Raw genomic sequence first — 12644 nt, forward strand, 5'->3', positions numbered from 1 at the left:
GTGGGGATCTATTGATTTAAAAGAAAGAATGTCCTCCATATCTAGTCGATGTATGATAATGCGCATGATATACAAAACCTAATGCTTGATCTACATTTAACTCAGGCCCTGCAGGGATAGTACCTCCGCCTGCTTCTAGCGCAACTAAAAATGCATTTGATGCATCAATTGACCAAACATTATTATTGTAGATATCAGGACTTGCCAGCCTTACAGTTGCTACACCAAGAGATATTCCAGGTCCTATTCCTACCTGCCCGGATATTATTTTAGCTTGGTAATGATTGAATTTTTTCTCGCTTCGTAATTTTGAAACAACTGAGTCCCAAATGGCATAGGTTACTCCTCCAATAACTACAGCAGTACCAGCTGCAAGTAATTGTGCTAGTAGCCATTCACCGATTATGACACCAATTGGTACCAATACTGGAACAGAAGCTGTTGTTTTATCCTGCTCAATTTGAAAAGTCTGGTTAGTCTCCGTGTCAGTAAATGTTGCATTAATTAGATCTCCGTTCTCTCCCGTAAGTTCATTAATTACAACATTATATATCTTTTCGTTTTTGCCTGTAATAGTTGAAGTTTCATTTGTAGTAAATGTAATTTCATGAGTGTTTTTGTCCAAGGTCATTTTACCGACAGTTTCATCAGCTCTAGATGTTTTGAAAAGTGTATTGGGAGTGTTTGCAAATTTTGTGGTTATGCTTAATGTTTCATCATTATTTTCTAAAACTTTATAATTTGATGAAAATGTTTCAACTTGTTGTTCATCAGCAAATACACTAAGTTTGGAGAATCCAAAAACTAATGCAACAGAGAGGACAATTGCAAATATTTTCTTAAGAGTTGACGGGATTTTCATTAATATATTTCATCTCGCTTCCAAATTTAATTTGTCAATGAACCGTATCCATAAACTTTATCATAACCTTTTGATCCTAGATCTTTAGACATATCTTTAAGTTTATTTTTTATAGCCTTGACCGTTGAAGAATTAGATGGGTATGACGAAGATGCCAACAAGTTTGCTACGATCCCTGTAACATGAGGTGCCGCCATTGAAGTGCCTTCATATATGCCATAACCATTGTTAGGTGCTAAACTTAATATTTCTACACCTGGTGCACTAAAGTCAATTTTTCCGGTTGATGCCAAATTATAGGGGTGTTCTAAATGGTCAATCGCAGTAACCGAAAAAACCTCTTCGTAGGCTGCGGGATAATCAACTTCGTTTCTGTAGTTATTTCCTGCCGCTGCAACTAAAATTATTCCTCGGTCGTAGGCATCAGTTACAACTCTTTTTAATTCGTCGTTTCCTTTTTTGATACCTATACTGATATTAATAATATCAACTTGGTTTTGGATGCACCATTTAATACCTTCGATAAAATCATCAATTTCACCCTTGCCATCTTTATCAAGAACTTTAACTGAGTACAGTTCTGCAGATAATGCAATTCCAATTAAGCCTATATCATTGTCGTTTGAAGCAATTACTCCTGCTACTGCAGTTCCATGACTAAACTCATCTGAGGCATCCTGATCGTGAGTGATTGTGTTGAATTCTTTAACAATTTTCCCCTCAAGATCTTTATGGAATTTGTCAATCCCACTGTCTAATATCGCCACTTTTACTTTTCTGATTACTTGTTTATTTTCGATTTGTGTTTGGTATTTAACTCCCCAAGGAACTCGCTGCTCAACACTAAAATCAATAGATTCAATATCAGATTCAGAAAGAGGGCTGATTATTAAAGAATGAGTGGAATATTTACTCATGAAATAAATCAGTATTGAAATTAAACCAACAAATAAAAAAATATAGGCATACTTTTTCTTGTTTGAAACATTTACCACCACCCATTTATAGTATAAATAAGGAAACTTAAAAATATTATATCATTATAGAAAATAATGTAACTATGTATTACGAACTATTTTTATAACCACAATTTGTTACTTTATGTCGACAGGTGGAAAATCATTTAGTCTAAATCCTTACACCCGATTAACATGTAAAAGCACTAAGCATTAAATTGTTTGATAAAAGCAAGTTTCGGTAGATTCCCGTGCTGTGACTTCGCGCTGAACCTGCCCTGGTTTCATCCGCTCGGGCGGACGGGAATCTTCCAGAATCTAAATCGGCTGTACGTCCATAAGATCAAGATCAGTAGAATTTCAGTATTGCAGGGCAAGCGCAGGTCTTAAGTCTGATTCTTTCGTCCTGCATACAAAATGAGACCATGAACGGAGTGAACAGATGATTCAGCTATGGCTTGGTGAAGTCCAGGGGTAAAGGCAAAATAAACTTGACGATGGGAATGGAGGCGGGGTACCATATATGTGGGATATTACCTTTATCTTGGGAATTTTGTCTGTGGTGAATTTGAAAATTAAACTTAAAATGTAAGGGGAAATATTTTTATTTTATCAAGGAGGTTTTTATTATTTTTGAATTAATATCACTGAAATTACCTGAAGGTTGGACAGTTCATATTAATGAATTTTCAGAAGAATTATACGATTCAAACACCTCTTTTGAATCTTTAAAAGAAAATCTTCTCCTGCTTTCTAATCCTTATAAAAATCGTATAGTTGATGTTGGTTGGTATCCTGCGAGACAGAAAGACGGTGAATACTGTTTGATTATTATGAAGATGGGTGTTAATGGTATAAATACTATGCTCTATTCATCTGATGAAGATGTAGTGTTTACTTATCGAATTAAAGATATTAATCAACTGGTGGATAAAATAAATGAAATATTAAAAAATACACCTTAACAAATATTTTTAATAATCCCGTAGGCAAGGTAGAGAGACCTTGAAAGCAGCGCCCTCACCCGGAGTGCTGGATTTATGCGAATAAGCATTTTTAAGCTAAAAACGAATAATCAAATGTACCAAATACAACAGATCGCCTTGTTGGATGAATTAAAGTGAAATCTATTGTAGAAAATGCAATTGGAGCTAGTACACGCACTACGGTCGTAGCGCTAACTCAAATAAAAGGGGCTGTCCCAATAGTCATGTAATGACCATTGGGACAGCCCCTTGGTGAGCAGTCGCAACCTATGCTTTCAGCAAATCGTGATCGACATAACGTGCACCGTTCAGCTCACTGATGATGTTGACGGCCACCTTGGCGCCGTCCCCGGCAGTGATAATCGCGTGGACACTCATTCCGGCAACGGTTCCGGCGGCCCAGATTCCGTCGATGTTGGTTCTGCCTTCCGGTGTGGCGGCAATCACCGTCTTGATTCTTGGCTCCGTACCTTCTTTGGTCGTTACTCCGGCTGCGGCAGCCAGATCCGTCAGAACACCTGTCGCCAGCACGACATGCTTAGCTTCATAAGTAGCTCCGCTCTCTATCCCGATGACGAAGCCCTCACCGCTGGCTTCCAGTGAGGTCGCCTGTCCGGCAACCAGCTCGGCCCCGAACTTTACGGCCTGCTTATGTCCGGTTTCTACAAGATCAGGTCCGCCGATCTCGCTAATTCCGTAATAATTCTCATACCAGCCTCTGCGGGTCATACCTTTGTCGTTGTCAATCAGCAGTGTTTTTTTGCCGGCCTTGGCTGCGAACAGGGCGGCGCTTGCACCGGCAGGACCGGCGCCGATAATGGCGATTTCGTACATGAGATACCCTCCTAAAAGTTTTGATAGCATAACCTCATTGAATCACTTCGCAAAACTCGCTTCGGAAGCATATGCTTTAAGTTTTGATAGCATAAACCTCATGGAACCACTTCGCAAAACTCACTTCGGAAGCATATGCTTAAGCTTTGATAGTCTATAACTATTATATCGCTATTTACAGCTCATTGGCTAATCCCGCAGACATGGAAGGGAGACCTTAAAGGCAGCCCCCTCACCCGGGGTGCTGGATACAGTAACGTCCCCCTGATGCGCTTCGGCAATGGACCTCGTAATCGACAATCCAAGCCCGGAGCCGCCGTATTTGCGTGTGCGGGAGGAATCGCTGCGGTAGAAGCGGTCGAAGACATGCGGGAGATGCTCCGCAGAGATGCCGGAGCCGTTATCCTTTACGGTCAGCTCTGCCAGTTCTCCCGCGGCGTGCAGAGATATATGGATGATGCCCTTGACCGCATCGGTATGCTGAACCGCATTGTGGAATAGATTAAGAAGGACCTGTCTGATCTGGTCAGGATCAACCAGGCACCGGATGCCGCAGGCCAGGTCGAAGACGACCTGCCGCTCCCCGGCCAGTACCCGGAGCTGCGCCTGCATGCCGTCGATCAGCTCGCCCAGCAGTACCTGCTTGACCCGCAGCCGGGGTGCGCCGTCCATCCGGGCGAGCAGAAGCAGGTCCTCCACCAGCTTGTTGATCCGCTTGGCTTCACCATGCATGCTACTGAGCGCGCTGTAGAGCTGTTCCCGGTTATCGGCAGCTCCGCGCAGCAGCACCTCCAGGAAGCCGTAGATGGACGTCAGCGGCGTCCGCAGCTCATGGGAAGCATCGGCGGCGAACCGGCGCATCTGCTCTTTCGCCTCCCGCTCATTCTTGAACGAAATCTCCAGCCGCTCCAGCATGCCGTTGAAGGACTGGGAGAGCTGGTCGATCTCAAGCTGGCCCTGATCCTCAGGGAACCGCACATTAAGGTTACCGGCATCGATGATCTGGGCCGATCTCCCCATGTTGGATAAGGGGACCAGCGTCTTGCGCAGCGCTGGCAAATACAGCAGCAGCCCGGCCAGCAGAGCCGCTACAGACAACGCGCCGAAGATAAGCAACTGCTGCAGGATGACATCCCTCAGGGGGCCGGTCTCCACCGTCATCTGCAGGAGCATCCGGGCAGCACCCGGTCTGCCGAGGTTCATGAAGACAGCCAGATGCTCACTGCCATCCCCGGCGGTAATCAGCCGGTAGTCCCCATTTGGCTTGAACGTGGGGAGCTTCAACAGCTGGTCATAGGCCTCATTACTCATTCTCGGAGCAGGCGAAGCGGACAGAGTCTCTTCCTTCAAATCCATGAAGCCGCCATCCTGATTGTAGATAGCGAGGGTAGTATGGGCGTCCAGCAGCAGGGGACGATGGTCTCCCCCGGGTCGTCTGTTACCTGCATTATTGAAGATTTCAAATGGCACAGAGCGTATCTGGGTCTCCATCGCCTCTGCCCGGTTGCTGTAGATGAAATTTCGCATGAGTACATACTGGAGTGTGCCGATCAGTATAAGCAATCCTGAGAGAATGAGCAGCGAGGTGACGAGCAACTGCTTGCGCAGGGAACGCGGAGCATGGAATCTGCCCGTGAATCTACGGGTCCGGGCAGTCATACCAGATCCACCCGGTACCCCGCCCCGCGCAAGGTGCGGATGATCCGGTGCTCCTTGTCGCCGAGCTTCTCCCGGAGGGAGCGGATATAGACCTCCACGATATTCTCCTCCCCGCCGAAGTCATAGCCCCACACCTTGTCCAGAATCATCGGCTTGCTCAGGACCAGTCCGTGGTTGATCACCAGATACTGCAGCAGCTCATATTCGGTCGGAGACAGCTCCAGCACCTCCTCCTTATGGCGGATCTCCTTGCGGCGGCCGTCAATCCGGAAGGGGCCGCAGCGGACCTCGCCGAGCAGGCCGGGGAACTGGTTGCGCAGCCGGGCCTGAATCCGGGCCAGCAGCTCCTCGAAGCTGAACGGCTTCACCATGTAATCATCTGCGCCCAGGGACAGACCCGTGACGCGGTCGTCCACCTCATCCCTCGCGGTCAGCATAATGATCGCCACCTCCGCTTCCTCGGAACGGAGGCACCTGCAGACCTCGAATCCGTCCATGCCGGGCATCATCACATCGAGAATAACGACATGCGGCTTGAAGTCGGCCGCCGCTGACAGGGCTTCAGCGCCATCTGCGGCGGTCTGCACCTCAAAGCCTTCATTGATTAGGCCCAGCTCCAGGAACTGAAGGATATGAGGCTCATCATCCACCAGGAGTAGCCGGACACCTTGGGCTGCTTTCATTAGCAATTCCTCCATATCCAGTAATTAAGTAAGTATAGTATGTCCATAGTTTGAAGCCACAGGTTGAAGGTTTGCTGAAAATAGGTCTTTGGAGCCAAACCTTCGATTCATTCGCGCTGATTGCGGTTAATCATATTAATCTAATTATAGTGATTTATCGCGCCATGAATATGAAATATAGTTAGAAATTAATCAGTTTAAGGCGGACAATAAAGGGTTTTGACGGCGGGTATAGAACACTATTAGAATAAAAGGATACAACCTGGTTTTTGCTTTTGATTCGGCTTAACCGGTAATATGTCCCGATCAGCTGTTTTCCTCCCCGTATCACCCGTATTCATCCTGTCTCTGCATTTCTTTTGGGCTACATCTTTTCACAACACTTCTTTTTAGGGTATTTACTTAGGTCTAACTTCACAGCATCACTCATTCAACCTAATTTATTACATGTTCCATTACCCATAAGTCAAGGAGGCTCTTCCATGAAGAAAAAAGAGATGGTAGCCATGCTATTGGCGGGAGGCCAAGGGAAAAGATTAAAAAGTTTGACCAAATCGATTGCCAAACCGGCTGTTTATTTCGGAGGAACCTACCGGATCATCGACTTCCCCCTAAGTAACTGCTCCAATTCGGGCATCGATACCGTGGGTGTGCTGACACAATATGAACCGCTGGTGCTGCATTCGTATATCGGAGTCGGCAGCGACTGGGATTTGAACCGCAAGGATGGCGGCGTATTCGTATTGCCACCGCATGAACGGGAGAATGGAAGCAGCTGGTACCGGGGAACGGCGGATGCCATTTACCGCAATCTTAAGTTCGTGGATCAATTCGATCCGGAGCATGTGTTAATTCTGTCGGGAGACCATATTTACAAGATGGATTATCATGCCATGCTGCAATATCACAAATCCAAGAACGCCGACTGCACCATCTCGGTCATTGACGTTCCATTGGAGGAAGCGAGCCGCTTCGGCATACTGAATACGGAAGATGATCTGAAGATCTACGAGTTCGAAGAGAAGCCAGCCCAGCCTAAGAGCACACTTGCTTCTATGGGGGTATATATTTTCAAATGGGATGTTCTGCGCAAGCATCTGCTTGAGGACGGGGAGAACGCCGGATCATCCCATGACTTCGGTAAGGACATTATTCCGATGATGCTGGGTGAAGGCCAATCCCTGTACGCTTATCCTTTTGAAGGCTACTGGAGAGATGTAGGTACGGTAGACAGTCTGTGGGAAGCGAATATGGATCTTCTGAGCGATACGCCTCCCCTGAACCTGAACGATACCGGCTGGAGAATCTTCACCCGTAATCCGAATCAGCCCGCACAATATGTGGCACCGGGAGCCAAGGTATCAAGCTGCATCATTAATGAGGGCTGCATCGTGCATGGCGAGGTGAAGCACTCTGTCCTCTTTTACGGGGTTGAAGTGGGCGAAGGCAGTGTCATCACCGACTCTGTCATTATGCCCAAGGTGAAGATCGGCAAGAACGTGAGAATTCACAAAGCCATCATCAGTCAGAACACGGTCATTGAGGATAATATGGAAATCGGCGCCGACCGGGAGAATGAGAATGAAATTCTGCTGATCGACAAACGAAGCAAGAAGCTCAAATCTGTAGCAGCCAAAACCATATAACCACAAGAGGGCGGGGGATTCCGATGAAAGAGCTTATGGGTGTAATTAATCTTGATCATGAATTGGATAATTTAAATGAACTGACCTATTTCCGCTGCGGGGCAGCGGTCCCCTTCGCCAGCCGGTACCGGCTGATTGATTTCGTCTTGTCCAACATGATGCGTGCAGAGCTGGAGAGCGTGGGACTGTTCGTCCGCCGCAAATACCGGTCGCTGATGGATCATCTCGGTGACGGCAAATCGTGGGATATGAACCGTAAGCACGGCGGACTGTTCATCCTGCCGCCAGACTGGAATGACCCTACGGACACTTCCCTGGGAGACCTGCAGCATTATCATAACAATCTGGATTTCTTCAAAAGGGCTTCGGCCAAATACATCGTCTTCTCCGGCAGCCAGCACATTAACACGGTGGATCTGCAGGACCTCTATCAGTATCACCTGGAGCAGGGCGCGGATGTAACGATGGTCTACAAGCAGATTGACGAGCTTCAGCCGGAGCATGATCCGTGTCTGCGGGTCGAGCTTAATGACGACAACCTCGTTACGAATATTCACCATGAGAAGCATCATCCGAATGTGTATCTGGACATCTTCATTATGGAGAAGAAGCTGTTCCTGGAGCAGGTGGAGCATTGCATTGCCCATGGCGAGAGCTATTTCTTCCGCGATGCCATTCAGAAGAACCGCCACAAATTCAAAATCTCCGCCTATGAATATAAGGGTTACCATGCCGTTATCAATTCGCTGGAGAGTTACTATAAGAACAGTCTGGAGCTGCTGAAGCAGGAGAATTACTTCGGCCTGTTCAAAGAGAATCCGGTGCAGACCAAGATTAAATACGAGGCGCCTACCCGTTATCTGGATAGTGCGTCGGTCAGCAACTCGCTGGTGGCCAACGGCTGTGTAATCGCCGGGGCGGTGGAGAACAGCGTTATTTTCCGGGGCGTACAGATTCGTAAGGGTGCGAGAATTATTAATTCTGTGATTATGCAGAAATGCGTGATTGAAGAGAATGCCGTGATTGAGAATGTGATCATGGACAAAGATGTGCATCTGAGCAAAGACCGGATACTCGTTGGAGACAGCAGGCGTCCATTTGTCATAGCCAAGAGCAGCAAGATATAATATCTGGATCAGGGGAAATGTGCCACTTCAGGGCATTTCTTCTGATCCAGTGTTGTAATAGGCACGATTATCAACCAATACATGCATGTGTAAGGAGGAACCTGCTGTTGTTCAACGATAAAGAGACTTTCAAACAAGTGTTCCGTGAGAAACTCATCGGGAAATTAGGCAAGCCGCTGGAAGAAGCTTCGAACGCCGACATTTATAATATTCTCGGCAACATGATCCGGGAGAGTGCCGGTAAGGACTGGGCGGACACCAATCAGAAGTTCAAGATCGACAAGGATAAGCAGGTATATTATTTCTCCATGGAATTCCTGATCGGCAGGCTGCTGGGCAATAACCTGCTGAATATGGGCGTGCTGGAGGTTGTCCGCGAGGGCCTCGCGGATCTGGGGTTCTGTCTGCAGGATATCGAAGAGGTGGAAGCCGATGCCGGTCTGGGCAACGGGGGGTTGGGCCGTCTGGCCGCCTGCTTCCTGGATTCGCTCGCTTCCCTGCAATATGCAGGACACGGCTGCGGCATCCGTTATAAATACGGCTTGTTCGAGCAGAAGATTGTAGACGGCTATCAGGTGGAGCTGCCGGATTACTGGCTGCAGAATGACAACGTGTGGGAAGTACGCCGCGAGGACAAACAGGTCGAGGTGCATTTCTGGGGACAGGTGGACACCCGCTGGGAGAATGATGAGCTTGTGTTCGAGCACAAGGATTATGAAGCTGTACGGGCGGTTCCGTATGATATTCCGGTGATCGGTGCAGACCGCAGACATGTGAACACGCTACGGAACTGGAGTGCCGAGTCCATCACCCAGCCATCGAGAGTCTTCGGCGCTCAGGGCGGTACGGATTATCACAAGTTCCTGGAATACAAGCGTTCGGTGGAATCTATCTCTGAATTCCTGTATCCCGATGATTCCCAGTACGAAGGCAAGCTGCTTCGTCTGAAGCAGCAGTACTTCATGTGCAGTGCCGGCCTGCAGAGTATTATCCGGACCTTCGCCAAGACGGGTCTGCCGATTGACAGCCTGCCTGACAAGGTAGCTCTGCATATCAATGACACTCATCCTACGCTGGTGATCCCTGAGCTGATGCGCATCCTGATGGATGTCTATCATCTGGGCTGGGATCAGGCCTGGAGCATGACTACCCGGATGGTGTCGTATACCAACCATACCATTCTGAGCGAAGCGCTGGAGAAGTGGCCGATCGGCATGGTCAGAGAGCTGCTTCCGCGCATCTTCCTGATTATTGAGGAGATTAACGCCCGCTTCTGCGGCGAGCTTATGAGTAAATATCCCGGAGACCAGGACCGGATCAATCAGATGGCGATCATCCATGACGATCAAGTACGGATGGCACATCTGGCGATTGTCGCCAGCCACAGTGTGAACGGTGTAGCGGCGCTGCATACGGAGATTCTGCAAAAGCGTGAGATGCGGCTGTTCAATGAGATGTATCCGCACCGCTTCAATAACAAGACCAACGGCATTACGCACCGCCGCTGGTTGCAGCATGCCAATCCCGAGCTTGCCGGACTGATCAGCGAGTCCATTGGCACCCGCTGGATGCATCAGCCCCAGGAGATGATCGGACTGATCAAATACAGCGAGGATGCCTCCTTCCAGGAGCAGGTGGCCGCCATCAAACGCCGCAACAAGCTGCATTTGGCTGAATATATCACCAGTAAGCACGGTATTGCGGTAGATCCCGACTCGATCTTCGATGTACAGGTCAAGCGCCTGCATGCCTATAAGCGCCAGCTGCTGAACGTGCTGCATATTATGCATTTGTATAATCAAATCAAGGATAATCCATCCATTAATATCGTGCCGCGGACCTTCATCTTCGGTGCCAAGGCTGCTCCAAGCTATCATCTGGCCAAGCGGATCATTAAGCTGATCAATACGGTGGCTGATGTAGTGAACCGGGATCCGGACATAAACGGGAAGATCCGTATCTTCTTCCTGGAGAATTATTCGGTATCGCTGGCGGAGAAGATTATTCCGGCCGCCGATGTTAGCGAGCAGATCTCCACGGCGAGTAAGGAAGCCTCTGGTACCGGCAATATGAAGTTCATGATGAACGGTGCGCTGACGATTGGAACCATGGACGGGGCAAACGTGGAGATGCATGAGATGGTAGGGGACAATAATATGTTCCTGTTCGGCCTCCGGGCAGAGCAGGTACTTGATTATTACCAGTACGGCGGATACCACGCCCGCGATATCTATAATGGCGACGGCCGGGTAAAAGAAGTCTTGGATCAGCTAATCGTCCCTGGCCCCTTCAGCTCCCATGCCCAGGAGTTCGATACACTCTTCCAGTCGCTGATTGATAACAATGACGAATTCTTCGTGCTTAAGGATTTCGCCAGCTATGTGGAGACCCATGTCAAGATTGACCTGGCTTACCGGAACCAGAAGGAATGGCTGAAGAAGTCCATCATCAATATCGGCCATTCCGGCAAATTCTCCAGCGACAATACGATTAGCCGCTACGCCGCCGAGATCTGGCATATCGATCCGGTCCGGCTGTAACGCCATCGGTACAGGCTGCAGCTTCATAGCCGCAGCTTCAGGTGGTATAATCAGAACAGCAAAAGCCGCCCCACCCAGGAATAATTCCTGCGGTAGGGCGGCTTCTTTGGTGCATAAGAATTGATATGTTTTGGGGTCCCCGCAAAGTACCTGAGTCATCATCAAAGCTAAGCTCCACTTTGTGGGGGTATTTTGCGGTTCAGGACTTACTTGCTGCTGATGATGAAGGCTAGCCTTATAGCACCTCGGATACCATGGCTGCGAACCGTTCGAGGAAGCGGCGCTCCTCGTCGTCGAAGCGGTGCTTAAGCGGGCTGTCGATATCCAGTACGCCATAGAGGGTGTCCCCTTTGACCAGTGGAACAACAATTTCGCTGTTAGAGGCAGCATCGCAGGCAATATGTCCCGGGAAGGCATGAACATCGCCGACGACTAGCGTGCGGCGCTCGGCGGCTGCGGTTCCGCAGACACCGCGGCCCAGCGGAATGCGGATGCAGGCCGGAAGTCCCTGGAAGGGGCCGAGCACCAGCTCTGTGCCCTCATACAAGTAGAAACCGGTCCAGTTGGTGTCCGGCAGAGAGAGCTTTAACAGCGCCGAGGCGTTGGCCAAGTTGGCAATGGCGTTCGGTTCACCCTCCATCAGTGCCCCGAGCTGGCTGAGAACGGCTTCGAACCGTTCGCTGCGAGTGCCATCATAAGGCATGGCTTGAAACATGAAGCATCACCTTCCTGTACCTTGAGTCAGTATGAATCCCATAACTGTTAACTATCAAGATAGTACAGGGAAGCGCAATACGTCAAGCATTAACGGGGGATTAACAGGTTTTACCGCTTAGTGGAAGAAGAGGAAGAAGCAAGAATTACTTAAGCGGGGATGTTTCCGGGAACTCAGGGCAGGGTAATGCTTTTATAAATACAGCAGGCTAGTAGCCAGAAGGAGTGAAACATGCGCGCCGACGTACAGAACTTGTTTATTGGAATCCATATGCTATATTGTGCACATGAGAAGGATCTGACACTAACGGAAATGCTGCCGGAGCTGGAGAACCTGGGGTACCGGGTGGCGGAGCGCGAAGTGAAACAGGAGCTGGAACGGCTGACACAGGAGAATTTCCTCACCGCCCATGGCGACGCTTATAGTGTCACGGGAACAGGAATCGAAGAGTTCAAAGCCATTCAGGCCAAGCTTGGTGTACTGTGCACCGAAGTGCTTAAGCCGGTTAAGGCAGCGGGTGCGTCGGGTTAAGTCTGAATGCAGCTGCAACGAATGGAACATAACATAAGGGATAAGGTACAGCGTCTGACCGTGTGGCGGCAAGCCATGGGGGCAGACGCTATTTGTGATGGGTAA

At 48.8% G+C, this 12644-nt stretch carries 10 protein-coding genes; 4 read left to right on the top strand and 6 right to left on the bottom strand.

Annotated features, from left to right (window positions below; all coding sequences use genetic code 11):
* Positions 1–16: 16 nt before the first annotated feature.
* The 5 genes from MKY86_RS01275 to MKY86_RS01295 form a co-directional block, all read right to left on the bottom strand.
* Positions 17–862, bottom strand: coding sequence for a hypothetical protein (locus MKY86_RS01275; RefSeq protein ID WP_076083891.1), 846 nt, complete (start codon positions 860–862; stop codon positions 17–19).
* Between the two features lie 26 nt (positions 863–888).
* Positions 889–1779 carry a S8 family serine peptidase gene (locus MKY86_RS01280; protein ID WP_083685647.1) on the bottom strand — a complete coding sequence of 297 codons (891 nt, stop codon included), beginning with the start codon at positions 1777–1779 and terminating at the stop codon, positions 889–891.
* A 1292-nt stretch (positions 1780–3071) separates the two neighbouring features.
* Positions 3072–3638, bottom strand: coding sequence for an FAD-dependent oxidoreductase (locus MKY86_RS01285; RefSeq protein ID WP_076083897.1), 567 nt, complete (start codon positions 3636–3638; stop codon positions 3072–3074).
* Positions 3639–3827: 189 nt separating this feature from the next.
* Complete coding sequence (locus tag MKY86_RS01290; protein WP_076083900.1) at positions 3828–5297, bottom strand: sensor histidine kinase; 1470 nt, start codon at positions 5295–5297, stop codon at positions 3828–3830.
* Positions 5294–5980 (bottom strand): response regulator transcription factor, encoded by a 687-nt coding sequence (locus MKY86_RS01295; RefSeq protein WP_076083903.1) that lies wholly within the window; start codon positions 5978–5980, stop codon positions 5294–5296. The genes MKY86_RS01290 and MKY86_RS01295 overlap by 4 nt, the downstream gene beginning before the upstream one ends.
* A gap of 482 nt (positions 5981–6462) precedes the next feature.
* Between MKY86_RS01295 and MKY86_RS01300 the strand changes: the two genes are divergently transcribed.
* From MKY86_RS01300 to MKY86_RS01310, 3 genes are all read left to right on the top strand, one after another.
* A complete protein-coding gene (locus tag MKY86_RS01300) occupies positions 6463–7626 on the top strand; it encodes a glucose-1-phosphate adenylyltransferase (protein ID WP_076083906.1) in 1164 nt (387 codons plus the stop codon).
* 23 nt (positions 7627–7649) lie between these two features.
* Positions 7650–8753 (top strand): glucose-1-phosphate adenylyltransferase subunit GlgD, encoded by a 1104-nt coding sequence (gene glgD / locus MKY86_RS01305; protein ID WP_076083909.1) that lies wholly within the window; start codon positions 7650–7652, stop codon positions 8751–8753.
* A 107-nt stretch (positions 8754–8860) separates the two neighbouring features.
* Positions 8861–11293: a glycogen/starch/alpha-glucan phosphorylase gene (locus tag MKY86_RS01310; RefSeq protein ID WP_076083912.1), complete on the top strand. Its 2433-nt coding sequence runs from the start codon at positions 8861–8863 to the stop codon at positions 11291–11293.
* 235 nt (positions 11294–11528) lie between these two features.
* Here the strand turns inward: MKY86_RS01310 and MKY86_RS01315 are convergent, their stop codons facing one another.
* The gene (locus MKY86_RS01315; protein ID WP_076083915.1) at positions 11529–12008 is read right to left on the bottom strand and encodes a GAF domain-containing protein; all 480 of its coding nucleotides are present in this window, start codon (positions 12006–12008) and stop codon (positions 11529–11531) included.
* Between the two features lie 231 nt (positions 12009–12239).
* On the opposite strand from MKY86_RS01315, the gene MKY86_RS01320 reads away from it, so the two are divergent.
* Positions 12240–12539, top strand: coding sequence for a hypothetical protein (locus MKY86_RS01320; RefSeq protein ID WP_036700151.1), 300 nt, complete (start codon positions 12240–12242; stop codon positions 12537–12539).
* Positions 12540–12644: the final 105 nt, after the last annotated feature.

Origin of the sequence: Paenibacillus sp. FSL R7-0333 (genome assembly GCF_038000365.1) — a bacterium.
In the GTDB taxonomy this organism is placed as follows: Bacteria; Bacillota; Bacilli; order Paenibacillales; family Paenibacillaceae; genus Paenibacillus_AQ; species Paenibacillus_AQ silagei.

Coding starts and splice junctions, on each gene's coding strand:
- MKY86_RS01300 (WP_076083906.1), top strand. CDS start 6,463: ATGAAGAAAAAAGAGATGGTAGCCATGCTATTGGCGGGAGGCCAAGGG.
- MKY86_RS01315 (WP_076083915.1), bottom strand. CDS start 12,008: ATGTTTCAAGCCATGCCTTATGATGGCACTCGCAGCGAACGGTTCGAA.
- MKY86_RS01295 (WP_076083903.1), bottom strand. CDS start 5,980: ATGAAAGCAGCCCAAGGTGTCCGGCTACTCCTGGTGGATGATGAGCCT.
- MKY86_RS01285 (WP_076083897.1), bottom strand. CDS start 3,638: ATGTACGAAATCGCCATTATCGGCGCCGGTCCTGCCGGTGCAAGCGCC.
- MKY86_RS01320 (WP_036700151.1), top strand. CDS start 12,240: ATGCGCGCCGACGTACAGAACTTGTTTATTGGAATCCATATGCTATAT.
- glgD (WP_076083909.1), top strand. CDS start 7,650: ATGAAAGAGCTTATGGGTGTAATTAATCTTGATCATGAATTGGATAAT.
- MKY86_RS01290 (WP_076083900.1), bottom strand. CDS start 5,297: ATGACTGCCCGGACCCGTAGATTCACGGGCAGATTCCATGCTCCGCGT.
- MKY86_RS01275 (WP_076083891.1), bottom strand. CDS start 862: ATGAAAATCCCGTCAACTCTTAAGAAAATATTTGCAATTGTCCTCTCT.
- MKY86_RS01280 (WP_083685647.1), bottom strand. CDS start 1,779: ATGAGTAAATATTCCACTCATTCTTTAATAATCAGCCCTCTTTCTGAA.